This window comes from Aeromonas sp. MTB (genome assembly GCF_056632455.1).
In genome coordinates, this window is sequence record NZ_CP147026.1 from 1,430,407 (window position 1) to 1,455,573 (window position 25,167).

The 25,167-nt window shown below is 60.0% G+C and carries 19 protein-coding genes; 4 read left to right on the forward strand and 15 right to left on the reverse strand.

Translation table 11 applies throughout. The features are described from left to right. Positions 1-72 precede the first annotated feature (72 nt). The 4 genes from WBR25_RS06685 to WBR25_RS06700 form a co-directional block, all read right to left on the reverse strand. Positions 73-426 carry a copper-binding protein gene (locus tag WBR25_RS06685; RefSeq protein ID WP_113739181.1) on the reverse strand — a complete coding sequence of 118 codons (354 nt, stop codon included), beginning with the start codon at positions 424-426 and terminating at the stop codon, positions 73-75. Between the two features lie 44 nt (positions 427-470). Further along, positions 471-3,599 carry an efflux RND transporter permease subunit gene (locus tag WBR25_RS06690; protein WP_479749600.1) on the reverse strand — a complete coding sequence of 1,043 codons (3,129 nt, stop codon included), beginning with the start codon at positions 3,597-3,599 and terminating at the stop codon, positions 471-473. Further along, complete coding sequence (locus tag WBR25_RS06695; protein ID WP_479749601.1) at positions 3,596-5,104, reverse strand: efflux RND transporter periplasmic adaptor subunit; 1,509 nt, start codon at positions 5,102-5,104, stop codon at positions 3,596-3,598. The genes WBR25_RS06690 and WBR25_RS06695 overlap by 4 nt, the downstream gene beginning before the upstream one ends. 295 nt (positions 5,105-5,399) lie before the next feature. Further along, on the reverse strand, positions 5,400-5,900 hold the full coding sequence (locus tag WBR25_RS06700; RefSeq protein ID WP_479749602.1) for a hypothetical protein: 501 nt from the start codon (positions 5,898-5,900) through the stop codon (positions 5,400-5,402). A gap of 393 nt (positions 5,901-6,293) precedes the next feature. On the opposite strand from WBR25_RS06700, the gene WBR25_RS06705 reads away from it, so the two are divergent. From WBR25_RS06705 to WBR25_RS06715, 3 genes are all read left to right on the forward strand, one after another. After that, positions 6,294-7,478 (forward strand): OmpP1/FadL family transporter, encoded by a 1,185-nt coding sequence (locus WBR25_RS06705; RefSeq protein WP_479749603.1) that lies wholly within the window; start codon positions 6,294-6,296, stop codon positions 7,476-7,478. 296 nt (positions 7,479-7,774) lie between these two features. Continuing rightward, positions 7,775-8,080, forward strand: a complete 306-nt coding sequence (locus WBR25_RS06710) for a hypothetical protein (RefSeq protein ID WP_479749604.1) — start codon at positions 7,775-7,777, stop codon at positions 8,078-8,080. Further along, positions 8,077-9,162 (forward strand): HlyD family secretion protein, encoded by a 1,086-nt coding sequence (locus WBR25_RS06715; RefSeq protein ID WP_167558152.1) that lies wholly within the window; start codon positions 8,077-8,079, stop codon positions 9,160-9,162. Before WBR25_RS06710 ends, WBR25_RS06715 begins: the two co-directional genes overlap by 4 nt. A 60-nt stretch (positions 9,163-9,222) precedes the next feature. On the opposite strand, the gene WBR25_RS06720 is transcribed toward WBR25_RS06715, so the two are convergent. The 6 genes from WBR25_RS06720 to WBR25_RS06745 all read right to left on the reverse strand — a co-directional run bounded on the left by WBR25_RS06720 (position 9,223) and on the right by WBR25_RS06745 (position 18,858). Continuing rightward, complete coding sequence (locus WBR25_RS06720; RefSeq protein ID WP_064341877.1) at positions 9,223-12,327, reverse strand: efflux RND transporter permease subunit; 3,105 nt, start codon at positions 12,325-12,327, stop codon at positions 9,223-9,225. A 9-nt stretch (positions 12,328-12,336) separates the two neighbouring features. After that, positions 12,337-13,536: an efflux RND transporter periplasmic adaptor subunit gene (locus WBR25_RS06725; protein ID WP_031227697.1), complete on the reverse strand. Its 1,200-nt coding sequence runs from the start codon at positions 13,534-13,536 to the stop codon at positions 12,337-12,339. 397 nt (positions 13,537-13,933) lie between these two features. Beyond that, positions 13,934-14,740, reverse strand: coding sequence for an exodeoxyribonuclease III (gene xthA, locus WBR25_RS06730; protein ID WP_005337776.1), 807 nt, complete (start codon positions 14,738-14,740; stop codon positions 13,934-13,936). 236 nt (positions 14,741-14,976) lie between these two features. After that, the gene (locus WBR25_RS06735) at positions 14,977-15,939 is read right to left on the reverse strand and encodes an ion channel (protein WP_005353221.1); all 963 of its coding nucleotides are present in this window, start codon (positions 15,937-15,939) and stop codon (positions 14,977-14,979) included. A 66-nt stretch (positions 15,940-16,005) separates the two neighbouring features. After that, entirely contained in the window at positions 16,006-17,652 is a 1,647-nt protein-coding gene (locus WBR25_RS06740; RefSeq protein ID WP_088869349.1) for a tetratricopeptide repeat-containing response regulator, read from the reverse strand. Between the two features lie 159 nt (positions 17,653-17,811). Beyond that, the gene (locus WBR25_RS06745; protein ID WP_479749605.1) at positions 17,812-18,858 is read right to left on the reverse strand and encodes an FAD:protein FMN transferase; all 1,047 of its coding nucleotides are present in this window, start codon (positions 18,856-18,858) and stop codon (positions 17,812-17,814) included. A gap of 335 nt (positions 18,859-19,193) precedes the next feature. On the opposite strand from WBR25_RS06745, the gene azu reads away from it, so the two are divergent. Continuing rightward, positions 19,194-19,634 carry an azurin gene (gene azu / locus WBR25_RS06750; protein WP_005337768.1) on the forward strand — a complete coding sequence of 147 codons (441 nt, stop codon included), beginning with the start codon at positions 19,194-19,196 and terminating at the stop codon, positions 19,632-19,634. Positions 19,635-19,742: 108 nt separating this feature from the next. Here the strand turns inward: azu and WBR25_RS06755 are convergent, their stop codons facing one another. The 5 genes from WBR25_RS06755 to WBR25_RS06775 all read right to left on the reverse strand — a co-directional run bounded on the left by WBR25_RS06755 (position 19,743) and on the right by WBR25_RS06775 (position 24,891). After that, on the reverse strand, positions 19,743-20,300 hold the full coding sequence (locus WBR25_RS06755) for a HutD family protein (protein ID WP_204479702.1): 558 nt from the start codon (positions 20,298-20,300) through the stop codon (positions 19,743-19,745). Between the two features lie 85 nt (positions 20,301-20,385). Next, positions 20,386-21,045 (reverse strand): YceH family protein, encoded by a 660-nt coding sequence (locus tag WBR25_RS06760; RefSeq protein ID WP_064336484.1) that lies wholly within the window; start codon positions 21,043-21,045, stop codon positions 20,386-20,388. 139 nt (positions 21,046-21,184) lie between these two features. Beyond that, a complete protein-coding gene (locus tag WBR25_RS06765; protein ID WP_479749606.1) occupies positions 21,185-23,323 on the reverse strand; it encodes a diguanylate cyclase domain-containing protein in 2,139 nt (712 codons plus the stop codon). Further along, entirely contained in the window at positions 23,320-24,513 is a 1,194-nt protein-coding gene (locus WBR25_RS06770; RefSeq protein ID WP_479749607.1) for a sugar ABC transporter substrate-binding protein, read from the reverse strand. Before WBR25_RS06770 ends, WBR25_RS06765 begins: the two co-directional genes overlap by 4 nt. Before the next feature lie 162 nt (positions 24,514-24,675). Further along, complete coding sequence (locus tag WBR25_RS06775; RefSeq protein WP_005337763.1) at positions 24,676-24,891, reverse strand: HP1242/YdcH family protein; 216 nt, start codon at positions 24,889-24,891, stop codon at positions 24,676-24,678. Positions 24,892-25,167 lie beyond the last annotated feature (276 nt).

Sequence of the window (25,167 nt, forward strand, 5' to 3'; positions counted from 1 at the left end):
GAAGAGGGAGGCTGATGCCTCCCTCTTGCGTTGTCACTGTCTATCGTGACCTTTTCGGCGAGCCAGAGCCGTTTATTGCGGCTGGATGGCTGTCACTGTGAGCTTGCCGCTCTGGCTTTCGGCATGAAAGTGGATGGCATCCCCCACCTTGAGCCCTTTGAGCTGGGCCGGATCTGCCACTCGAAAGACCATGGTCATGGGGGGCATCTTGAGATTCTCGATCGCCTCGTGCTTGATGCCGACTTTGCCGCTCCCCTCATCGAGGCGGGTAATGACCCCCTTGGTCATCACCATTGCGGCCTGTTCGCTCATCTCACCCGTCTGGCTCATATCGTGCCCTTCATGGTGCATCATCTCTTCTGCTTGCAGGTTGGTCTGGGTGGCAAGGCCAAGCAGCAATGTCAGGGTCAGCGTCTTGTAGTTCATGATGGTTTCCTCATCGTTCAGTCAATATGGATCGTGAAATCGGGTTATTCGGATTGCGGGTTCGCGCTCTTGCCAAGGCTTCGGCTGCGCCACAGGTAATAGGCCGCTGGCAGCACCAAGAGGGTCAGTACCAGCGCGCTCACCATGCCGCCGATCATGGGGGCGGCGATGCGCTGCATCACTTCGGATCCGGTGCCGTGGCTCCACATGATGGGCAACAGGCCCGCGATAATGGTCACCACCGTCATCATCTTGGGGCGAAGGCGCAGGGCGGCGCCCTGGATCACCGCCCGATGCAGCCCCGCCTTGTCCGGCTTGCCGCTGGCCACCAGGTCATCCCAGGCATGGTTGAGGTAGACCAGCATCAAGACGCCGGTCTCTACCGCCACCCCCGCCAGGGCGATAAAGCCCACCCCGACCGCCACAGAGAGGTTGAAGTCGAGCAGCCAGAGGGTCCAGATCCCGCCCACCACCGCCAGCGGCAAGGTGGTGAGAATGAGCAGCACCTCCTGAACGCGGCGAAACGCCAGATAGAGCAGCAGCACGATAATGGCGACCGTGAGCGGCACCACGTAGGTGAGTCGCGCCTTGGCTCTTTCCATGTACTCGTATTGGCCAGACCAGGTGAGGGCGTAGCCCGCCGGCAGCACCAGCTGCTTGCCCACCTCGGCTTTGGCCTCATCGACGAAGGAGCCGATATCGCGGCCGCGAATGTCGACGTAGACCCAGCCGTTGAGCCGCGCGTTTTCGCTTCTGAGCATGGGAGCTTCGTCGCTGATGTAGACCCGGGCCACGTCCGCCAGGGCGATACGCGCACCGCTCGGAGTCACCACCGGCAGCAGCTCGAGGCTCGCCACCGAATCGCGATAGCTCTGGGGATAGCGCAGGTTGATGGGATAGCGCTCGCGCCCCTCGATGGTCTGCCCCACCTCCATGCCGCCCACTGCGGTGGCCAGCACCGCCTGCACATCGGCGATGTTGAGGCCGTAACGGGCCGCTTTCAGTCGGTCGATATCCACCTTGACGTAGCGGCCACCGGCCACCCGCTCGGCGTAGACCGATGAGGCGCCCTCCACCTTGCCAACGATCTGTTCGAGCTGTTGGCCGAGCTGCTGGATCACCTTGAGATCCGGCCCCGCTATCTTGATACCGACCGGGGTCTTGATGCCGGTGGCCAGCATGTCGATGCGGGTCTTGATGGGGGGCACCCAGGCGTTGGTGAGGCCGGGGAAGCGGATGAGGGAGTCGAGCTCCTCTTTGAGCTTCTCCGGGGTCATACCGGGGCGCCACTGGTCCCGGGGCTTGAGCTGGATGCTGGTTTCCATCATCACCAGGTCGGCGGGGTCGGTGGCGGTTTCGGCGCGCCCCGCCTTGCCGAACACGTTTTGCACCTCGGGCACGGTGCGAATGAGCTTATCGGTCTGCTGCAAAATCTCCCGCGCCTTGCCCACCGAGATATTGGCCGCTGTGGTGGGCATATACATGATGTCCCCCTCATCGAGCGGCGGTATGAACTCGGAGCCCAGGTACTTGAGCGGCCAGAAGCCCGCCACCGTCACTACGGCGGCGACAGCCAGGGTGGTTTTCGGACGGGCCAAGACGGCTTTGAGCAGCGGCACATAGCCCTGGCTTAAGCCACGGTTCAGCGGGTTGGCATGCTCCGCCAGCACCTTGCCACGGATGAAGTAACCCATGATCACCGGCACCAGCGTGATGGCGAGCGCGGCGGCGGCGGCCATGGCGTAGGTCTTGGTGTAGGCGAGGGGGTGGAACATCCGCCCCTCCTGCGCCTCCAGCGCGAACACCGGCAGGAAGCTGATGGTGATGATCAGCAGGGAGAAGAAGATGGCAGGCCCCACCTCGATGCTCGCCTCTGTGATGATGCGCCAGCGGTTCTTGTCGGTGAGCGCCTCCCGCTCCATGTGTTTATGGACGTTCTCGATCATCACGATGGCGCCATCCACCATGGCGCCGATGGCGATGGCGATGCCCCCGAGCGACATGATGTTGGCGTTGATCCCCTGCAGATGCATCACGATAAAGGCCACCAGAATGGCGATGGGCAGGGTGATGACCACCACCAGTGACGAGCGCAGGTGGAACAGGAAGGCGAGGCAGACCAGTACCACCACCGCGAACTCCTCCAGCAGCTTGCCGGAGAGGTTGTCGATGGCGCGCTGGATAAGGTCGGAGCGATCATAGACGGTAACGATCTCCACCCCTTGTGGCAGGCTGCTCTTCAGCTCCGCCAGCCGCGCCTTGACTCCGTCTATGGTGTGCTGGGCATTCTCGCCGTAGCGCTGGACTATGATGCCGCCCACCACTTCCCCTTCGCCGTTGAGCTCGGCGATACCGCGGCGGCTCTGGGGGCCGGTGACCACATCCGCCACATCACCCAGCAGCAGCGGGGCACCGCGCACATTGGTACCGAGCGGGATCTGCTTCAGATCCTCGACGCTTTTCAGATAGCCATTGGAGCGCACCATGTACTCCGCTTCCGCCATCTCGATGACGGAGGCGCCGGTCTCCTGATTGCCCTGCTTGATGGCGGTCTCGATAAGGGAGAGCGGGATGCCGTAGGCGCGCAGCTTGTCCGGATCGACCCGCACCTGATACTGGCGCACCATGCCGCCGACGGTGGCGACTTCGGAGACCCCCTCAACCGTCTGCAACTCGTACTTGAGGAACCAGTTCTGCAGCGAGGTGAGCTCGCTGAGGTCATGCTTGCCAGTTCTGTCCACCAGCGCGTACTGATAGACCCAGCCCACCCCGGTGGCATCGGGGCCGAGCTGGGGACGGGCGGAGGCGGGCAGATTGGGCGCAACCTGGCTTAGGTACTCCAGCACCCGGGCGCGGGCCCAGTAGAGATCTGTGTTGTCGTCAAACAGCACATAGACGAAGGAGTCGCCGAAGAAAGAGTAGCCGCGCACCGTGGTGGCCCCCGGTACCGCCAGCATGGCGGTGGTGAGCGGGTAGGTGACCTGATCTTCCACCACCTGTGGCGCCTGGCCCGGATAGGCGGTCTTGATGATCACCTGCACATCGGAGAGATCCGGCAGGGCATCCACCGGGGTTTGCTTGACCGACCAGAGCCCCCAGGCGGTGAGCATAAGGGTCAATAGCAGCACCAGAAAGCGGTTGCCTACTGACCAGCGAATAATCGAGGGGATCATGGCTTGGCTCCCATATCGTGCTGGCTATGGTCCATGCCTTCCATCTCATCCGCTGCGGGTTTGGCTGAGTCGCCGATAGCGGGCGCTTGCTCCTGATGGATGGTAGTGATGCGGTACTCATCCCCCTCCTGCATCACTTGCAGGTGCAGGGTCTGCCCCTCGACCAGCTTGCTGATATCGACCCCGTCGGCGACGGTGAACTCCATCTCCATGGCGGGCCACTGCCACTCGGGGATGGGCTGGTGGGAGACCATCAGGGTACGTTTGGCCAGATCGATGCTTTCAACCTCGCCCTGGGTCCACACCTGGGCGGGGCGCACCGCCGTCATGCGCTGAAAGTCCGAATTGATGGCCGATTCGGAGTCGAGCAGAAACTGGGCCGATCGGACTATGCTGTCCCCCGCTTCCACCCCCGCCTTGATGGCAACCTTGTCGCCAAACTGGGGGCCGAGGGTGACGGCGACCGACTTGAAGTTGCCATCCCCCAACGCCAGCACCAGCCGATCCTGACTACCGGTGCGGATCACCGCTTCGCTCGGCACCACTAACTGCGGTGCGCCTTTGCCAGTGCGAATGGCCACCTTGGCGAACATATTGGGTTTCAAAAATTCGTCCGGGTTGTCAAAGCGCAGTCGCACCTTGAGGGTGCGAGTAGCGGCATCCAGGGTCGGATAGAGGTAATCCACCTTACCTTGCCAGCTGCGGCCGGGGGCATAGTCGAGGGTCATGGTGACCGGATCCCCCACCTTCAGCTGGGCGGCTTGACGCTCGAACACCTCGGCACTGACCCACACCTGCTTGAGGGTGCTGATGTTAAAGAGCGCCGCGGCGGGCTCCACATACTGGCCCTCGCGCACCTTGAGCTCTGAGACATAACCGCTGCTGGGGGCGTAAATGCTGATGGTTTCGCGCACCTGACGGGTGCGCTTGAGGGCTGAGATTTGATCTGCCGGTACCTGCAGGGACTTGAGCTTGCCCTCGGCGGCGCGCAGCAGCAGTGGGTTGGCCGTGTTGAGTGCGAGCAGGTATTCGTGCTGGGCGTTGACCAGATCCGGCGCGTAGAGCTCGTAAATAAGGCTCCCCTTGCTCACCTGCTGCCCCTCGCTCTTGATGGCGAGGGTGCGGATCCAGCCTGCCATGCGAGCGTTGATCGCCTCCAGCCGATCCTCGTCATACCCGACATAGCCCACCGTCTCGATCTGCTGGTGGATAGGCAGTCGCTCGACCTTAGCCAGTCGCACCCCCAGGTTCTGTTGGATCTCGGGGCTGATGGTGACGGTGCCCGGTGAGCCGCCCTGTTTTTCCTCATAGACGGGGATAAAGTCCATCCCCATGTTGTCCTTGGCCGGGCCGTCGCGCTTGTCGCGGGGATCCATGGGGTTGACCCAGTAGAGCGGCGTTTTCTCTTTGGCGCTGGCGCCATCGGAGGTCTGTTTGGCGGCCCAGTAGCCGCCACCAGCGCCGAGGGCGAGCAGCAGGGCCGACATCAGGACGGTCTTGTTCATGACTGGCCTCCGGCGCGGATCTGCATGCAGAAAGTGCAGGAGGGTAATGCGCCCGCAAAGGCAGCAACCTTGGACGGTGAAAAGTGGGATGGTGACATAATTCGTCTTCTCTTGTGCAGGCCGCCGGTCGGGTGAGGTGCAAGGCCTTACCAAAGGGGCTGGCGGCAAATGGGGCGCAGCTGTATCAGTGCGCACGGCTCCCTGTGAGCGGACCGGTTTGGCCGGGGCACAGGGTCAGGCAGGCGGCAGGAAACGGGCAAGTTAAAGCTTGCCTGTGCCGCAAGAGAAGGACTTTCTAGTGGCGTAACACCGACAGCACCAGATGTCGGCGCGGCCAGGAGGGAGGGTGAGTACCGCGCGATCGCAGGAAGGGATCCCGCAACCAGTTGTCTAGCAGCGAACTGGCGAGGGGACTGCCTGACAGCAAGGGAAAGATCAGCAGAGCGACCAGTACACCCAGCAGAGCCATCGCGCCGAAGGAGAGAGCATTGACGCCGGTTTGCATCTGGCACTCATCGCTCATGGCTGACCCCTCGTCTCCCTGATGGCAGGAGAGGGGCATGACATCGCCCGGGTGATCCATAGCGGGCATTGCATGAGAGATATCGTCATCCGCCATCGCCATGGATGAATCGAACATCACCATCGACTGGGCCCTGTTTGGGCTTGTCTCGGAGGAGAGGGGAGAACCATGCCAGCTGATGCAGAGGGTCAGATCGCAGACGAGCAGCAGCGCCAGCAATAGCCGGGCCAGAGCAACAGAGGGCAATCTTGCAGCAAGCTGGGTGAGTGACAATCCGAGCATCCTTCGGGAGCAGATGGCGGGACTGTAAACCTTGCCACGAGGTGAAGGTCAATGGCGCCGGTGATGTCATAGAGGTGCTGTGTTGGGGGGAGGATATTTAAGCAATGCTTAACCATTGCGTATGCCCAACCCTAATGAAGCATGCCCCTCATCCCGTTAGGATGCACCTGTCAGTTACCACGATGGCGTGATGGTTCACTCTTTTGCTCCGGCATAAATGACTGCGGCAGGAGTGCTTGCCGACCTTATCCATCCCGTGACGCCATGAGCGAGCAGTATAAAGCCGCAGGTCTCCCGGATGCTGACAATCAAAGAGTCAAACCGTGTTTTTGAGCAGCACACCTTGCCGGGTGCTCACCATGTTCACTATTCAGGAGTATTGAAATGCAGCCACGACTGCTGTCGCTGATGCTTGCCGCTTTGCTGAGTCCATCAGCCATGGCTGGCGGCCTTGCCCTCTACGAGACCAGCACTGCCAACAGTGCGCTGGCCAACGCAGGGTCTGCCGCCCGTGCCCAAGGGGCAGATACTATCGCAAGCAACCCGGCCGGTATGACCAAACTGGAAGGTACCCAATTGCAGGTCAATGGCGGTGTGGTATACGGCGATCTTGAGCTGGATCTGGACAACGGCGGCAACAACGGTGGAAATGCCCTGCAGACCGCGCCGCTCGGCAGTCTCTATCTGACTCATGCCATCGACGATCAATGGGTCGCAGGTATCGGCATCTTTGGCAGTCACGGTCTGGGTATCGATTATGGCGATGGCTGGGATGGTCGTGGTTATACCCAGTCGGCCAAGCTGACCGGCATCGCCTTTGCTCCGAGTCTGGCGTACCGCATTGACTCAAATTGGTCGGTGGGAGCCAGCCTGATCGCCATGAATGGTTCGCTGGAAGCCTCTGTGGGTCTGACGTCCGGGATGGGGGAAGGGCGGGAATTCTCCAACAGTGACTGGGCGTATGGCGCCTCCTTCGGGGTACTTTACGAGCTGGATCAGCACTCCCGTATCGGCCTGAGCTACTTCTCCGAACTGAAGTGGGAGCTGGAAGATCAGCTCTTCCCACGTGCTGATGTGGCAGGTCTAGGAGTCGAGATCATGATTCCGCAGACCATTACGCTAAGTGGCTATCACCAGCTCAACGACCAGTGGGCCTTGCTGGCCAGTGCCAACTGGCAGCAGTGGTCCCGTTTTGGCGATATCGGTGTGGCATCTGCCATGGGCAGCCAAACCATTGATATGAATTACAAGGATACATGGCATGCCAGCCTGGGGGCACAGGTTGATGTCACCCCTGCACTGCGTTTGAGCAGCGGAATAGGCTATGACAGTAGTGCAGTGAGTGATGAGTACCGTACTGTGATGCTTCCTGTGGGTTCTGGTTGGCGCTGGGGTCTGGGGGCCAGTTATCAGTTGAGCCCAGCCACCAAGGTGGAAGCCAGCTATACCCTGGCTTGGCTGGGTGATATGCCGGTGGATCAGGACGGGATCGGTCGCCCGCACTTGTCCGGCAGCTACAACAACAGCTACCTGAACTTCTTCAACATCGGTGTACAACACCAGTTCTGAGTTGTGAGCCTTGCAAGCCTTCACTGGTTGGGGGCTTCTCCATCCTGCACGTCGCGCCGATCTGGTCGAGCCTGATGCGCGTTATTAGCTGGGTGGCTCGTGAGGTCCACTTGTTTGCTCATCTGTTACTCAAGGAACAACATCAAATGTCATCAGAATCAACCTCTGCGTTAGCGCGGTGGCTTTGGCGCCTGACGTTTATATTGGTCACGGTCGCTCTGGTTCTCTTCTTCTCGAAAGGTGCTCAAATATACCCAATTGAGGCTGCCAAGTTCGACCATGCTTTGCCAGCCATCATGGTACTGCTTGATTCCGAGATCTTTATGGGGGTGATTACTGTGATCACTCTCTATGTGGTCCTCTATCTGGTCTATCTGCTGTGGGAACTGCATGAGATCGCTGTGCATCGTGCCAAGGTGTCTGAGTCGGTGCATATCACCCTGGTGTTTGCGCTCTCCTTGTGCGGACTGTTTATCGACAAGACCTGGTGGGTGCTTGCCGTCATCATCGCCTTTGCCCGTTGGGATGTGCTGAGCGAGCGGATGAGCCTTATTATCGGCCATGGTATTCGACGTGGCCGTCATGAGGGGGAGGCATCATGAAAGAGATCCTGCTGCCCTATATCCTGATCGTCTGGTTGCTGGTCAAGCTGAACATATTGCCTTGGAACCTAAAAACAGGTTTTTGGAGTACCGCAATTGGCGCGTTATTGGCGCTTGGTTTGTTGACTACCTCTCGCCATTTGGCTCCGGTTGATTTTACCGATTCGGCGACGGTCAAGGCACCTCATGCGGTGTTGGGACCCTTACTAGGCATCAACCAGTTTCATCAGATAGATCAGATTTATGTTGCGCATAATCAGCGCGTTGCGCGTGGTCAGCCCATTTATAGTCTTGCGGACTGGGAGAGTAACGGTAAGTCTCAGGCGTTGAGCTATCAGATTGACGCCCAGCATGCCCAGGTGGCGTCAGAGGTAAGCCAGCAGCGAGCGATCCAGTCACGACTGAACCTCAATCACAAGGAATTGGCTCGGCTGACCCAGTTGGGTAACTTCGCCAGTATTCAGAGCCGTGACCAGCTGCAGACCCAAATTGATGGCGATCTGGCGCAACTGAGTGCCAGTGAAGCGAAGGTTCAGGCGATTGAAGCTCAGGTGTTGAATCTAGAGACAGAGTTGGCCTTGCAGGAGCGACGGAATGAAGAGAAGGTGATCAGGGCTCCGTTTGATGGTCAGGTCTCGATAGTCAATATTGCCAGCGGTTCCCGTACCGGCAACATGCACCTATACGACACTTCTCGCAAGTTTCTGGAGTTTCGCATTCCGGATCAGAGTTTTCGCAACATAGCACCAGGCCAGTTTGCCGAGTTTTATGTAGATGCCTATCCCGGGCGCATCTTTCGGGCACGGGTGCACTCAGTACTTACTGGTACGGGGGAGGCCCAGATGAGTGTTGCGCAGGGGGATCAAGATGTACGGCAGCATGTGGGCAACAACATGTCCAGCCATGGCCGGACAGTGGTACTCGACATGCTGGTACCGGACGGTGTGGACTTGCCAATTGGGGCAACCGGCTCAGCCTGGATTTCGGCACATAAACCCCATCGGCTGCTGGGCTTTATCGACATCATCGGTGCCGCCACCGTGCGTCTCAAGGCGATGAAGGCCTATCTGTTTGCGATGTAACGGCGTGAAATAAAAAAGCCCCTCCGTGAGGGAGGGGCTTGGTGAGCTTTACCGGAATAGTCAGGCCCTTTTTTCCGATCCTCTCATGATGAGGCGGAAGAAGAGCGGGATAAAGAAGATGGCGATAAAGGTGGCCGCGAGCATGCCGCCGATCACCGGCCAGCCGAGGGCGTGACGGCTTGCCGCACCGGCCCCGCTGGAGGTGACCAAAGGCACACAGCCGAGGATGAAGGCGAGCGAGGTCATCACGATGGGACGGAAACGCAGGCGTGCCGCCTCCAGTGCCGACTCGATGAGGCTCATCCCTTCTTCGTGCTTCATCACCGCGAACTCCACGATCAGGATGGCGTTCTTGGCGGCAAGGCCGACCAGGGTCACCAGCCCGATCTGGAAGTAGACGTTGTTGGTCAGCCCCACCAGCCAGGTGGCGAGCAGGGCACCGAACAGGGCGAACGGTACGGCGGTGATCACCGCAAACGGCAGGCTCCAGCGTTCATACTGGGCAGCCAGAATGAGGAAGATCATCACGATACCGAAACCAAAGGCCATGCCTGCGCTGCCTGCGGCCGCTTTCTCCTGATAGGCGGAGCCGGTCCACTCCAGCTTGGCGTCGTTGCCAAGAGCCTCATTGGCGACCTCTTCCAGCGCGGCGATGGCCTGACCCGAGCTGTAGCCTGGGGCGGGCTGGGCCATGATCTTGGCGGCCTGGAAGATGTTGAAGCGTTCGACCAGTTCGGGGCCGGTGGCATCACGCACCGTCACCAGACTGCTGAGCGGGATCATCTCCCCCTTGTCGGAGCGGACATAGACGTTGCGGATGTCGCTCTTCTTGGCGCGATAGTCTGCCTCGGACTGCAACTGCACCCGGTAGGTACGGCCGAACTGGTTGAAGTCGTTGACATAGACCTGGCCGAAGGTGGCCTGCATGGTGTCGAACACCGCGTTGATCGGCAGCCCAAGCGCCTTGGCTTTTTCGCGGTCCAGATCCAGATAGACCTGCGGCACGTTGGCGCGGTAGGTGCTGGTGACGCTGGCAAACTCCGGGCGCGCCTTGGCTGCTTCAAGGAAGCGCTGTACTTCGCCGGAGAAGGCCTGGGCGTTGCCGGTGCCACGGTTTTGCAGATAGGCCTCAAGGCCACCTGTGGTGGACATCCCCTGAATGGGGGGCGGGTTGAAGGAGGCGACAAAGCCATCCGCCAGCCCCATCAGGCTCAAGCCCTGGAAGGTCTTGGCCAGCGAGAAGGAGTCCTGTCCGGCCCCCTGACGCTCGCTCCAGTCCTTCAGGGTAATGAAGGTCATGCCGCTGTTGCTGATGATGGCATTGGAGAGAATGTCAAAGCCCGAGAAGGTGATCACATCCTTCACATGGGGGTTGGCCATGGCGATCTTGTCGAACTGATCCGCCACTGCCTGGGTCCGGCTCATCGCGGCGGCATCCGGCAGCATGACGGCGGAGATGAGGTAGCCCTGATCTTCGTTCGGTACCAGTTCGCCTGGCACTTTCAGGAAGAGGCCGTAGATGGAGAGGATCAGCACGGCGATGATGGCAAAGGCGACCCCCACCCGACGGTTCAGGAAGGCCACACCCCGTACATAGCCGCGGGTCAGCTGGTCAAATTTTTCGTTGAACCAGACGAAGAAGCGGGCGGGTTTGTGGTGTCCCTCTTTGAGCAACACGGCACAGAGGGCCGGGGAGAGAGTCAGTGCCACCAGACCGGAGATAGCGACCGAGACTGCGACCGTGATGGCGAACTGCTTGTACATCACCCCGGTCATGCCGCCCATAAAGGCGACCGGCAGGAACACGGCGCAGAGTACCAGCACGATGGCGACCACCGGACCGGAGACCTCCTGCATGGCGAGGATGGCAGCCTCTTTGGCGGAGCACTTCTTCTCGCTCATGATCCGCTCGACGTTCTCGAGCACCACGATGGCGTCATCCACCACGATGCCGATGGCGAGCACCATGCCGAACAGGGTCAGCAGGTTGATGGAGAAACCGAGCACCAGCATGCCGGCGAAGGTCCCGATGAGCGACACCGGCACCGCGATACAGGGGATCAGGGTGGCGCGGAAGTTCTGCAGGAACAGATAGACCACCACGAACACCAGTACGATTGCCTCGAACAGGGTGTGTACCACCTCTTCGATGGAGATCTTCACGAACTCGGTGGTGTCGTAGGGGATCTGGTACTCGATATCCTGCGGGAAGCGCTCCTTGAGTCGCTCCATGGTGGCGTGTACCGCATCGGCGACCGCGACGGCGTTGGCGCCCGGTTGCAGATAGGTGGCGATACCGATGGCCGGTTTGCCGTTGGCGCGGGCGACCAGATCATAATCCTTGCCCCCCAGCTCGACCCGGGCGACATCGCGGACCCGGATCTTGGAACCATCGGGCATGGAGCGGACGATGATGTTCTGGAACTCCTTCACATCCTCAAGGCGCCCTTTGGTCTGCACCGTGTAGGTGAAGTCGATGGGGGCCGTGGTGGGTTGGGCACCGATCTTGCCCGCAGCGAACTGGGTGTTCTGCTCGCGAATGGCGCCGATCACGTCGCTCGGGGTGAGCTCGAGCTGGGCCAGTCGATCCGGCCGCAGCCAGATACGCATCGCATAGTCGGTACCGCCAAACAAGGTGGTATCACCGATGCCGGGAATCCGCTTGAGCTCGTCGATGATGTTGAGCAGGGCGTAGTTCGACAGATAGGTGGTATCAAACGAGCCGTTCGGTGACTGGAGGGTAACCACCTGCAGGATGGAGGTCGATTTCTTCTTGACCGTCACCCCCTGCTTTTTCACCTCTTCCGGCAGCTGGGCCATGGCGGCCGAGACCCGGTTGTTGACGTTGATGGTGGCCTGATCCGGATCGGTGCCGATCTCGAAGTAGACGTTGAGGTTCATCTGGCCGTTGGAGGCCGACCCCGACTGCATGTAGATCATCCGCTCGACGCCGTTGATCTGCTGCTCCAGCGGCGCTGCCACGGTCTGGGAGATCACCTCCGGGGTTGCGCCCGGATAAAACGCCGTGACCGAGACCACCGGCGGAGTGATCTGGGGATATTGCTCGATGGGGAGCGCCCGCATCGCCGCCAACCCGCCCAGCACGATAATGATCGAAATCACGCTGGCGAAGATGGGGCGTTCTATGAAGAACTTGGAAAACATACGGGCTCCTTACTTGGCCGCAGACTGGCTGACCACCTTGCCGGTGATCGCCTTCATCTCGTCGGCAGAGACAGGTTTTACCACGGCGCCGGGACGAGCCTTCATCAAGCCTTCGACGATATAGCGCTCACCTGCCTGCAGGCCGCTCTCGATCAGCACGCCGGAGTCGACTGCCGCGCCCAGGGTCACCGGACGGGGCACTACCTTGTTGTCGGCATCGACCACCATCACCATGCGGTCAGCCTGGGACTGGACGATGGCGCGCGGCGGCACCACGATGGCATTTTTGCGGGTGCCCAGATCGATGGTCATGCGGACAAACTGGCCGGGCAGCAGTACGCCGTCCTTGTTGTCGAAGATGGCGCGGGCACGGATGGTGCCGGTCTGGGGATCGACCCGGTTGTCGGAGAAGTTGAGCTTGCCCGCCTCCGGATAGAGGGAGCCATCGGCCAGACGAATATGGGTGCGCCAGGTGGTGGCATCCTTCGCCTCAATCACCCCTTTCTTTACCGAGTTTTCGAAGTTGAGGCGATCCTGCTCCGAGTAGGAGAAGTTGACGTAGAGCGGATCAAACTGGGTGATGGTAGTGAGCAGGCCGTTGTCGCCGCTGGTGGAGATAAGGCTCCCCTCGGACTGGGAGCTCTTGCTCGCCATGCCGTTGATGGGGGCGGTCACCTGGGTGTAGCTGAGGTTGAGCTCCGCCTCTTTCACCTTGGCCTGAGCGGCCTGATGACTGGCGATGGCCGCTTCGTAGTTGGCGATGGTGTCGTCATAGTCCTTGCGACTCACCACCTGACGCTTGAAGAGGGGAATGATGCGATCCCGATCGGCACGGGCCTTGTTGAGACGGGCCTGCTCCTGAGCCAAAGTCCCTTTGGCCTGCTCCAGCGCCACTTTGTAGGGCTCCGGGTCAATCAGAAACAGCTCCTGACCGGCGGTAACCGGCTGGCCTTCCACATAAGTGCGCTTGAGCAGGATGCCACTGACCCGGGAGCGCACATCGATCTCGCGAAAACCGGCGGTCTCTCCCACCATCTCGGTGGTGAGCGGCACATCGGTCAGCTTGACCTCGGCGACCACCACAGGGACGGCGGGCATGGTCTGGGCCGTCTGGGTCGTCTCGCCGCCACAGGCACTCAGACCGCTGATCAGCGCCAGGGTCAGCAAGCTGCGTTTGTAAACCTCTCTTCCGGCATTGGACACCTTCATCATCACACTCCTGTTGGATCGATTTCGGCTGCTGCGTTCAGCATGTTGCTCCATACACATCATTAACTTCATGATTAAAAAAACAACTTCTTTATGATTGGAATGGGAGATGATAGGGCGGCAACCTTGAACACAACCTTCTCAAAGTGGCAATTAGGGTTGCCGATTGACGAAAAAAGTCTGACTTTTCCGATATGGGCGGGGGGCTTCGGGGATGTTCATCCCGGGCCAGGGCTCTTCGCAACCGTATCACGCCAACCACTCCTTGCTGCAAAAAATAAGGTGCCATAAGGCACCTTGTTTGGATGGGTTTTTTACGCCCTTTTATCGCAGGCAACCGCGAGCCGCTTCACAGTTTACGATTTCGTCGCGGCTCATCGGTTAATCTTGCGCCGCATCAGGCAAAGCAGGCCCAGATGGGGGCGTGGTCGGAGGGTTTCTCGATGCCGCGCAGCTCGTAGTCGATACCGGTCTCGGTCACCTTGTCCTTGAGGGCGTCGGAGGCCATGATGAGGTCGATGCGCAGGCCGCGGTTCTCGTCAAAGCCCTTGGAGCGGTAGTCAAACCAGGAGAAACGCTCGCACTCGGTGGGGTTGGCGGCGCGGAAGGTGTCGGTCAGGCCGAACCCTTTCAGTCGCTCCATCCATTCGCGCTCGATGGGCAGGAAGGAGCATTTGCCATCCCGCAGCCAGCGTTTGCGGTTTGCCTCGCCGATGCCGATGTCGAGATCGGTGGGAGAGATATTCATATCCCCGATCAGCACCAGCTGGTCGTCCGGGGTGTGGTTGGTCTCGAGGTAGTGCTGCAGATCCTCGTAGAACTTCTGCTTGGCCGGGAACTTGGTCTCGTGATCCTGACTTTCACCCTGCGGGAAGTAGCCGTTCATCACCTTGATGAGAGAGCCGTCTTCACGTTCGAAGGTGGCCATGATCATCCGGCGCTGGGCCTCTTCGTCATCGGTGGGGAAGCCTTTCTCCACCTTGACCGGCTTCTGCTTGCTCATGATGGCGACCCCGTAGTGGGCCTTCTGGCCGTGAAACTCCACGTGATAGCCCATGGCCTCCACATCGGCCAGCGGGAAGGCTTCATCGTGCACCTTGATCTCCTGCAGGCCGATCACATCGGGCTGGTGCTTGTCGATGATGGCTTGCAGCTGGTGCAGACGGGCGCGCAGGCCGTTGATATTGAAAGAGATGATCTTCATGTCCGGGATGCTCATGTCATTTTTATAAGTGGCTATTGGACTAGGAATCGGCGGTGGATGCAAGTTCGGGGGCTGTGACTGGTGCAGCTGCTTGGTAACCTGTTCACGATCCGTCGCGAGAGGCTGTCAGCAAGGTGAAGCGCAGCGCAGGAACCGGATTGTATATGTATACATGAGGATTCCGAGCAGCACATGAGCCTTGATCACAGCCTCGCAGTAGGATCGTGGACAGGTTTTCAGCGGGTCATCTTCTTGACGAAAACCACCACAAACAGCGCCAGCGTGAAGCTGCCGGTAAAGGCTTCAAAGGCGGCGAAGATCCTGGAGAGCCCGACCGGAGTGAAGTCGCCGTACCCCAATGTGGTGAAGGTGACCACGCTGTAGTAGAGGCATTCGAGCAGGAAGATGGCATTTTGCTCGAGCGGGGCACCGGGCTGGTAGATGAGGTGCTCGCCCTGAAAATGCAGTCCGCAGAAGAAGTAAAAAATGCTGCAGATAAAGATGAGCAGCAACGAGAAGAGCACCACCCGCATCGGGGCCTCGCCATAGCCGCAGAAGAGATCGACCACCCAGGAGGTGAAGCGCTGGGTCGACCAGAACGGCAGTTGCAGGCGGCGCATGGTGAGCTCCTGCTGGATATAGTTGCCGGACATGGTGAAGATCCCCTGTGCCTCGGAGGCTTTGCGCAGATCCCGGTAGGTCTCTTCTGCCTCCTTGAACCAGATGCGCGCCTGTTTGGGATCCCGTTCGCGGCGCCCCTTGCGATCCTGCATCACCCGTTTGCCGGTCTGCATGTTGTCGAGCCGGGTGTTGTGCCAGCGGATGCCGAGCAGGTTGACGTCATCGAGGGTGGCGCACTGGAGGTTGGCATCACTGAGATCGGCCTTCATCAGGCTGCCGCCCTTCATGCGCAGGCCGTAGAGGTGACCACCGCGCAGGTTGGCGCGATAGAGGTTGCACTGCTCCAGCAAAAATCCCTGATCGGACTCCTTGTTGACCAGATTGAGGCCCGCCAGATTGGCCCGTGACAGCTGCAGGCCGTGGCAGAGTCCGCCAGCGCGAACGTACTGTTCAAGCGCCTCGGCGGTGTGGGCTTCCTGATGGGTATGGTGGGGATCATGCCAGTGGCAGAGATCGTGCTCGCCAGCCTCTTCACTGCAGTGGCGGCCATCGGCCACCAGATAACGACACATCGCCATCTTCATTTCCCTCGCATTGCCGAACTGGTTTCAGCATAGGCGGGGAAAAGGGGGCGCGGCGGCGTCTTAGCTGAACTGGTTGAACTCCTGACGCAGCTTGCGAAAACGCTCCTGCTGGGCCGGGTTGAGGGGGATGCCGTCGAGCACGTCCAGGGTGTCTTTGCACTCGGCACCAAACTCCGGGCTCTTGCGGTTTTTCTGCATCAGTTGCAGCAGCACCTGGATCTTGTTGAGAGCCGCACCGGTATTGGCGGGAGCGCGGCGCAGTGCTTCGCGGAAATGGCCGAGGGCCTGCTCCAGCTCGCCGCTCTGATAGGCCTTGATCCCCAGATCGTTGAGCTGCTGGTAGCGCTGACGCCGCTCCAGCACCGTCTTGTCATCCCGGGTTGCCTGAATGCAGGTGGTGAGCAGCCGATCTTCGTCCTCTGCCAGCAGCCCCTGCAGGCTCTCTGCATATTCGAACTCGCCGAGCTGATAGAGGGCGAGGATGGTCTCGCCAAGCAGGGCGGGGGGCATGGTGGCCGGTTCATCGAGCCAGTTCTGATTGGCGCGATAGAGCATCTTCTTGCCCTTGAGCAACTCACCCAGCGCAATCTGCACCCTGGCCTGACAGATCTGCTCGAACACCGGGTAGTTGAACTCCGACATCATCAACGAGTCGCGGATGCGCGACAGGGCAGAATTGACCTGCTTTTGCAGGTTGGCGATGTGGTAGCTGTCGTTGCTGTTGAGGGCGTAGAGGGTCAGGGTCTGGATATAGGCCCCCAGATAATGGGGCGTGCGGTGAATGGAGTTGCGCGACAGGTCGATCAGCGACATCAGTACATCCTTGGCCTGGGCGTAGTCGTGGCGCTGCAGGCACACCTCCGCCAGCCGACGGGAGAGTTGCACCGACTGGGGGGAGATATCCACCGCCCGTCTGAGCTCCTGCTGCGCCTGCTCGTCATTGCCAAGGGCCAGCAGGGATTCCGCCAGCCAGAGGTGAGCCTCCACCATCAGCGGGGTATTTTTGAGGGTCGCCTGCAGATGGCTGACCGCCTCTTCGTGGAGCCCCAGGGTGTTGCACGCCTTGCCCAGCGTCAGGCGGGCCCAGCTGTTCTCCTGCCCGGCCAGCAGCTGGCGCATCAGGGCGCGTGCCTCCTGCGCCTGACCCAGCTTGAGGTGGGTATCGGCCTGCAGGCAGCGGCAGTAGTTGGCAAAACGGGGCACCGCATCGGCCCGCTCGGCACAGGCGGTAATGAGGCCTGCCAGATTGTCATCGGCCAGCGCGGTAAAGACGCTGGCCAGGGCGTTGCGCCGGGCGAGGGCACGCTTCAAGCGAAACGAGAACTGCTCCTGGGAGAAGGGCTTCATCAGGTATTCGTCGGGCTCGGCTTCCAGCGCGCTCAGTACCATGGCGCGGGAGCTGTCGCCACTCACCATGATCACCACGCTCTGGGGCGGGATCAGGTCTTTGTCGCGCAGGCTTTCGAGCAACTGGCGGCCATTCTCGCCAACCCCGAGATCGTAATCGATGAGATAGATGTCGAAACTGCCCTTCTGGCAGCGGCGCCGCGCATCCTCGGCGGTATTGGAGTAGGTGATGTTGCTGATACCCAGATTGAGCAGCATCGCCTTCATCATCACCTGAAACGAGCGCTGCTCATTGACCATCAGAATGCGTTGTGGCTTGGCTGGGCTCTTTTTTTCTGGCTCTTGTTCAGGTGTCTGCATCTGTCTGGGTCGAGGCGCTGCGGGCTGATGAGGGAAAGTGTGCCACCAAAGCGCCCGAAGAGGCAATTGGCCAAGTTGTCGATTGCGAACCATCTCCGTTTGTCCGCCTTTTGTCCGCGATGAGTGAAAGAAAAAGGCCCTGTTGCCAGGGCCTTGAACTCACCGTTTTTTCTCTGCCAGATAGGGAGCAAATTGCGGCGTGTACTCGGCCTTGAACCCCTGTTCGGTCTTGATGATGAGATAGACCGCCAGCTGGTGCTGTTTGGCAAATGCCATCCCCGCTTCAGGCCCCATCACCATCAGCGCGGTATCGAGGGCGTCGGCCTCCAGCGCGGTCGGGGTGATGACGCTGGCGGAAACCAGCTTGTGGGTGACCGGCTGGCCGGTGGCGGGGTCGATGATATGGGAGTAACGCTGGCCATCCAGCTCGTAGTAGTTGCGATAGCTGCCCGCTGTGCTGAGCGCCATGCCGTTGGGGATGACGATATCGGAGAAGGCCCCCGGCTGATCGGAGGGTTCGACGATGGCCACTTTCCATGGCGAGCCCTTGCTGTTGTTGCCCTTGCTGCGCACCGCACCGGCCACTTCGATCAGGTAGTTGTGTACCCCCTTGCCCTCGAGCAGGGCGGCGATTTCATCCGATGCCGCCCCCTCGCCAAGAGTGGAGAGGTCGAGATAGAGATCCGGGATCGTTTTTTCGAGCAGGAAGTGATCCCCCTGCGGGGTCAGGTTCAGCTTGTCGATGCCCACCTTGTGGCGGGCGGCGGCAATGGCCGCCTCATCGGGCCGCTTGACCGGCCGTTTGTCCGGGCCAAAGCCCCACAGATTGACCAGAGGCCCCACGGTCACATCCAGCTTGTCATCGGTCAGTTTACCGGCATCAATCCCCTGCTGGACTATGATGGCCATGGCGGGCGGGATGGCAAACGGGGTGTTGGCGGGCCCTTGATTGAAACGGGAGATGAGCGAGCCCGGATCGTAGGTGGAGATCTCCTTGTTCATCCGGGCCAGCAGGCTCTCTACGTCGCTTTTGAGGGCGGGCTCCCCACCGGGGTAGCTATCGCTCAGGGTCACCACATAGTAGGTGCCCATGGTCTTGCCCTGAATACGGGTCTGTGCAGGCGGGGTGGGCTGGCAGCCGGCCAGCGCCAGCAGCAGGGTCAGCAGCAGGCCGCGCAGGGCCGCCACGGGGGTTATCGCAATCATCCGGCGCTCTCATCTGGAGAAGGTTCATATCGGGGCGCTAGCTTAGCCAAGGGGCGCCCGCCGGGCGAGCCCTGATAGGGGCAATCGGAGGGAAAAGGGCAGAAAAAATTAAACAGTTTTGAACCTGTGGCGGGAGCGGGTCGTATCGTCCATCCGTGAGGGAGAGAGTGGCGAGTAGAGCACCGTCTGGTGACCTGGCCCGCAGCTTTGGCCAAAAGCCATAGCCGATTGAAGACAATTGAGTAAAATGAAGGTCGATTTAGACGGCATCTTTGCGAAGCGTTCACCGCATCCGCCAAGTCGTTGCCATCCATTGCCAATCAAAGGAGAAGATGATGAAAAAGGCGATTACCCTGCTGTTTCTGAGTACCCTGGCTGCCCCCGTGCTGGCGGATGAGTGTGCACTGGTCATCGAAGGCAATGATGCCATGCAGTACAACCTCAAAGAGATGAGCGTGCCGGCCACCTGCAAGGAGGTGACGGTCACCCTGAACCACACCGGCAAGCTGCCTGTGACCGCGATGGGTCACAACTGGGTGCTGGCCAGCACCGCCGACTATCAGACCGTGGCGACTGCCGGGATGAGCGCCGGGGCCGAGAACGGCTATCTGCCCAAGGATGATCCCCGTGTGCTGGCTCACACCAAGCTGATCGGCGGCGGCGAGAGCAGCAGCGTGACCTTCAAGACCGACGGTCTGGCGGGCAAGGATCTCACCTTCTTCTGCTCCTTCCCCGGCCACTTCGCCATGATGAAGGGCTCCTTCAAGGTTAACTAAGGTGCTGACCGGCACGAGCCGGTTGCCTCAATAGAAAAGCCGGGATTACCCGGCTTTTTCATCTCTGCTGTTTGTGTGTGGCATGACTGCACACCGTCGACTTTCGCGCTATTTGGCCTGCAGGGTAAAGAAGGCGATGGCGGTCTTCTTCTGGCATTCGAAGTGAATGCTCTCTTCCCCGGTCACCACCAGCGTCTCGTTGATGGCCACCTCTTTGCCCTGCACGGCCAGCTGGCCGCTCAGCAGGTGACAGAGGTAGGTCTTCTCTGGCTCGAGGGTAAGGGTCAGCGGGAAGGGGAGGTTCAGTACCCGCACGTTGGCGCTGATGCGATCCGGATGGTAGATAAGCCCCAGATCTGTCACCTCTTTTTTCAGCAATTCGCAGTGGGTCTCCTCATCGCCGCTAAAGTGCGCCGCCTCGAAGGTGGCGTAGGGGTGGCCGTTGAGCACAAAGCCTGCCCCGCTCACCGGCAGCAAAATGCGCTGATAGCCGGGAAAGGGGGAGAAGGGACCCGCGCTCTTGATGGGGGCCGAGCTCAGTCGATAGTCAAAATCGAGTTTGGCAAGGCTGCTCCCCGTGGGGGAGATGAGGATCTGGCTGGTAGTGCCCTGCTGGTTTTTCCAGGGCATCTTCTGGTGGTCAGACTCTTTAATCAGGGTGATCACGGGCACTTCCTCACGATAAAAAAACGCAGGGAGCAGGGGACATCAGCCCCGGCTCCCTGATAGAGATTGGCGATGGTAAAGGCGATCAGCCCTGACCATCCAGCGCAGCCAGCCGCGCTTCCATGGCGGCGAGACGGCTCTTGAGCTCGTTCACCTCCTGCTCCAGCTCGCTCAGACGGTCGGCGGCAGGGGAGGCATAGGCCGCGGCGGGAGCGGCATCCATCATCGCCTGAATATCCACTTCGCCGCTAAACAGGTGGGCGTAGCGGGATTCACGCTTGCCCGGCTCGCGCGGTAGCTTGACCACGTAGGGGCCACGCTCGATGAGCTGAGTCAGTACCGCATCCACCTCGGTGACATCATCGAAGCTGCAGAGTCGGTTGGTGCGCGAGCGCAGCTCCCCCGGGGTTTGCGGGCCGCGCAGCAGCAGTTCGCAGACAATGCCAAGTTCCTGGGCACTGAATTTCAGCTCGCCAAATTCGGTGTTGCAGAATCTGTGCTGATAGCGGGGCACCCGGGCGTTGAAGCCTGCAGTATTGACCACCAGCCGCTTGCGGATCAGCTCGTCCACCACGGCGCGGATATCGAGCTCGGAGAGCTCCAGCACCGGCTCGCGGTTGCTCTTCTGGTTGCAGGCGTTGACCAGTGCATTAAGGGAGAGGGGATATTGATCCGGGGTGCAGATCTCTTTTTCAATCAGACAGCCGATGACGCGGGCTTCCAGCGGGCCAAGTACTAACTCCATTTCCTACTCCCTTCCAAATCGAGACATCAAGAGCCCCTATCTTAGTCATGGTCCGCGCCGCGTCTAGCGTTGCGCGCCATTTTTGCGAGCTGATCAGGGCGTTGGCGAAAGGCTCGCCAACGCCGCAGATCTCCGCTTTTTATCGCTGCCCCTGATAGAAGCGCGCCTTATTGGCATACATGGCGTCGTCCGCCACCCGGCTCAGCTCCGCCAGCGGGGTCTGGTCGCTGCTGCTCCAGCCGATGGCAAAACGCAGCGGGAAGCTGTGCTCCCCATGTTGCACGATGGCGTGCTGCTGGCTTGCCTCAAGTCTACCTGCCAGCAGCTGGCTGGCGAGGTGATTCGCCTCCGCCAGCAGCACGAACTCGTCGCCGCCGATGCGGAAAATCTTCTCATCCTGACGGCAGAGGGTGCGCAGTTGGCGAGCCATCTGGATCAGCAGGGCGTCGCCTGCCTCGTGCCCATACTGGTCGTTGGTGCGCTTGAGGCCGTTGAGGTCGAGCATGAAGAGGGCGAGGTGACGCTCCGGATGGCGCGCCAGCACCGCCTGATAGTGGTGGAAGGTCTCTTCGAACGCCTGTCGGTTGGGTAGTCCGGTGAGGTTGTCGGTGCGGGCGACCCGCGCCAGCTCGTCGGTGAAAAGGCGCCCCTCGATGCCCACCGCCAACTGCTTGGCAAACAGCCGCAAGATGGCCCTGTCTTCGGACTCCAGCCCTTCGGCGCTCACCATCAGATAGCCAAACAGCACGCCGCTCTGGCTACCGGGCAGGGTCATGATCTTCCAGAGTGCGTTATCCCACTGGCATTCGGAGTGTTTGACCTCCTCATCCATCAGTTGAGCCAGTTTCTCCTGCAAGGCATCCCGCAAGGGGGCATCGACCCCCTGGGTCAGGGAGTAGTGGGGCTGGCCATCGCGGCGGATCACCAGTCCCCAGCGGTGGCCAGGATAGAGCTGCGAGAGTTGCAGCAGGGCGGAGCTGGCCAGCTCGGCAATATCGATATCCAGCTGCTGGTGCAGACCGAATTGCAACCAGGATTGCAGGATATGGCGGCTGCGCTCCTCCCGGCTCAGGGCCGAGCGCAGGGCGGTCGTTTGCGAGGCAACCTCTTGCTCCAGCTCGTCGTTGAAGCCGAGCAGCCGCTGGTTGAAGGCCTCTTTCTCGCTATTGGCCTGCTGCAGCTGTTCATTTTGCTGATAGAGCGCCCGCACCTGATCCGAGATGGTGCTGGCCATCTCTTGCAGCAGCTGGCGCACCTCGTCGTACTCCACAAAGCGCAGCGGCGCCTGCCGTTGCTGGTAATTGCCCTTGCCATAGCTGCGCACCAGCGCGGCCAGCGAGCGCAGCGGTCGGGTGAGCCAGCGGGTGAGCCAGACGCAGCCGATGGCCACCAGCAGCAACATGACAGCGATGCTGACGGTCAGCAACTGCTGGGATTTATTGAGCTCGCTGACCCTGTCATTGCTGTAGCTGTAGAGGGTGATGGTGGGGGTGATCTCCTGCTCCAGCTGGGGCCAGCCAATGGCCAGGGGCTGCGCCATCTTGCTTGGCTCCCTGTCATCCATGGCGTTGGCGCTCTGGTGAGCCCCTTCGTAAAGACGGTTCTCGCCCTGGGAGATCACCAGATATTCGCTTCCCTTGAGATAGGGTTCCAGCAACTGGGCCATCTGCCGCCAGGGGAGAATGGCCATCACGAAGCCGGAAGGGGTCTGCATCACCCCTGCTCGCTGGTGGTTGCGATAGATGGGGGCCACCAGCGCCAGCCCGCCGCTGCGGTTTTGCTCCATGTCGTCGACCAGCACGGGATCATCGACGGGCAGCAGCAGATGCTTGCCCTGTTTTGCCTCGCGTGTCTTGCCCCAGGCCATCAGCTGCGGCATCAGGTTGCTCGACTCGAGGTGGGAGGCCTGGCCATTGATGTACTCCACCACCAACCCCTTGTCATCGATGAGGTAGGCCGAGGTGAGCAGGCTGTTGGATTTGACAAAGGTGGCCAGCGCCAGCCGGGCATGGCTGGAGAAGAGAAAGTTGTCGAGGGCCTGATGGAGCACCCGATCCTGGCTGAGCTGATTGAGCTGGGTGCCGATCAGCTCGCTGCGAAAGCGGGCCTCGCGGGTCATGCTGGTGAGGGCCCGCTCCAGCTGTGACTGCTCGCTCTGGGCGATGATCTGGTGCTGGCGGATCAGCAGCACAGTGCTGGCCAGCAGTGCCGGCAGCAAGGCGACGGTGAACAGGATGATGATGAGGGTCGGGCCGAGCCGAAAGGTGCGATGTTTCATGGTGTTTTGACCTGCCGGTACTGCTGATCGGCCAGCTGCTGCATATAGCGGGCGGTGTCGGCGGCACTGATCCCCTCTTTAAAGCGCTCGAACCCTTTCTCCATCGCTTGCCAGGCGATGGACATGGCGCTGTCGGAGGGCATGGGGGTACTGAGGGTGAACTGCTCCAGCAGCACTTTTTCCTGAGGCGTGGGACGGCGGCTGATGGCGGTAAAAGCCTGCTGATTGACCGGCAACAGCGCCCCCTGATGATAGATGAACTGCTGAATATCCTGACGCTGGATAAAGGCCATCAGTGCCTTGATGACGGGCTGGCGATCCTCATCATCCATCGCCCAGCGGGAGGCTCCCATCACGTAGGCGCCGCTCATGGAGTGCATGGGATGGCTTTGCCAACGGGGCAGCAGGGCAACGCCCAGCTTATCCCCCATGTTCTTCACCAGATCATTGAACGCCCAGTCCCCATTGATGAGGTAGGCGCTCTTGCCCTCATTGAAGCGGGCGAGGGCGGTGTCATAGTCGCACTCGGGATCGACCCACTGTTCGCTGGCGACAGTGCGGTAGGCCTCCAGTGCCTGCACCATGGCCGGGCTGTCGAGGGTGATGCGCCCTTCGGTCACCGGCGAGCCGCCAAAGGTGTGTAAAAAGGCGGCGAAGTAGTACATGTCGTGATAGGGCCAGCTGACGGGGTAGACCCCCTTGGCCTTGAGGGCCGGGGTGATAGCAGTCAGTTGCTGCCATTGGGTCACCGGAGTCGAGACCAGCGCCTTGTTGTAAAACAGCATCAGATGGTTGCCCTGCATCATGGGCATGCCCCAGCGTTGCCTATCCAGGGTGACATAACGCAAGGCGCTGGCCATCAATGAGGGGGAAAACCACTCGGCCGGGAGCGGGGCGAGGGTCATCTGGCTATAGAGGCCGATAAAATCGGAGGGGATCAGCATCAGATCAGGCAGCCCCCTGGCCTGAGCTGCCAGCAGGAGATCCGCCTTGATCTTGCCCGGCTCAATCTGGGTGACCCGTACTCTGTGGTTCCCCTCCTGATTGAAGCGGGCGATCACGTCGTCGATCACGTAACCAGCCTGCTGGGAGTGCCACAGCTCCAGTTCAGGCTCCTGAGCCTGCAGGGGATGGCTCAATGCGAACAGGCAAAGCAGCAAGAGATGATAAAAAGATAGTTTTCTGCTCATGTTATCATCACCGTTATTCCCTGAATTCCAAGGGAAAAATGTAACAAACTACCGGCAAGATCGGTAGGCTCGGGTGTCAACTAATTGACTGAAACAACAAAAAGCCCGGCGCGTGGGCCGGGCTGGGGGATAAATTGCTTATCCGCATATTCTTCGAGGCATCTATTGTGGATGTTGTTTGAGGATGTCGTATATCTCCTCTTTCAGTTTGAGTTTCTGTTTTTTCAGATCTCTCACCTCGGCGCTATAGTCGCTGGCGTGATGCTTTTCCAACTTTCTAATCTCCGCATCCAGGTCGTTGTGCAAGTCAAACTTCTTCTGGAAATGGACATCACTGCTCTTCAGTTTCGAGATGAGTTCTCTGTACTCTGGGAACATGTAATGGAGCCTCCTTGGTTTCGTTTGATTGTGCCTGTAAGACCAAAGCTACCCCTTAGTGCCGGGGATAAATGTGATCCTGATCGGATTTGGGGGCAATGATTTGGAGTATTCGGCGGGATATTTATAACTTGTTGAATCAAAAAAAGATAAGTGATTTATCAATCTGAATGGTGAGCCAAACTGTGCGACAAGTCACAACAGAGGCAGTGTTGGCGTGAGGGTGCAGGATCAAAAAAGGGGCCGAGTGGCCCCTTTTTATGGATGCAGGCAACG

Coding starts and splice junctions, on each gene's coding strand:
- WBR25_RS06685 (WP_113739181.1), bottom strand. CDS start 426: ATGAACTACAAGACGCTGACCCTGACATTGCTGCTTGGCCTTGCCACC.
- WBR25_RS06690 (WP_479749600.1), bottom strand. CDS start 3,599: ATGATCCCCTCGATTATTCGCTGGTCAGTAGGCAACCGCTTTCTGGTG.
- WBR25_RS06695 (WP_479749601.1), bottom strand. CDS start 5,104: ATGAACAAGACCGTCCTGATGTCGGCCCTGCTGCTCGCCCTCGGCGCT.
- WBR25_RS06705 (WP_479749603.1), top strand. CDS start 6,294: ATGCAGCCACGACTGCTGTCGCTGATGCTTGCCGCTTTGCTGAGTCCA.
- WBR25_RS06710 (WP_479749604.1), top strand. CDS start 7,775: ATGGTACTGCTTGATTCCGAGATCTTTATGGGGGTGATTACTGTGATC.
- WBR25_RS06715 (WP_167558152.1), top strand. CDS start 8,077: ATGAAAGAGATCCTGCTGCCCTATATCCTGATCGTCTGGTTGCTGGTC.
- WBR25_RS06720 (WP_064341877.1), bottom strand. CDS start 12,327: ATGTTTTCCAAGTTCTTCATAGAACGCCCCATCTTCGCCAGCGTGATT.
- WBR25_RS06725 (WP_031227697.1), bottom strand. CDS start 13,536: ATGAAGGTGTCCAATGCCGGAAGAGAGGTTTACAAACGCAGCTTGCTG.
- xthA (WP_005337776.1), bottom strand. CDS start 14,740: ATGAAGATCATCTCTTTCAATATCAACGGCCTGCGCGCCCGTCTGCAC.
- WBR25_RS06735 (WP_005353221.1), bottom strand. CDS start 15,939: ATGGCGATGTGTCGTTATCTGGTGGCCGATGGCCGCCACTGCAGTGAA.
- WBR25_RS06740 (WP_088869349.1), bottom strand. CDS start 17,652: ATGCAGACACCTGAACAAGAGCCAGAAAAAAAGAGCCCAGCCAAGCCA.
- WBR25_RS06745 (WP_479749605.1), bottom strand. CDS start 18,858: ATGATTGCGATAACCCCCGTGGCGGCCCTGCGCGGCCTGCTGCTGACC.
- azu (WP_005337768.1), top strand. CDS start 19,194: ATGAAAAAGGCGATTACCCTGCTGTTTCTGAGTACCCTGGCTGCCCCC.
- WBR25_RS06760 (WP_064336484.1), bottom strand. CDS start 21,045: ATGGAGTTAGTACTTGGCCCGCTGGAAGCCCGCGTCATCGGCTGTCTG.
- WBR25_RS06765 (WP_479749606.1), bottom strand. CDS start 23,323: ATGAAACATCGCACCTTTCGGCTCGGCCCGACCCTCATCATCATCCTG.
- WBR25_RS06770 (WP_479749607.1), bottom strand. CDS start 24,513: ATGAGCAGAAAACTATCTTTTTATCATCTCTTGCTGCTTTGCCTGTTC.
- WBR25_RS06775 (WP_005337763.1), bottom strand. CDS start 24,891: ATGTTCCCAGAGTACAGAGAACTCATCTCGAAACTGAAGAGCAGTGAT.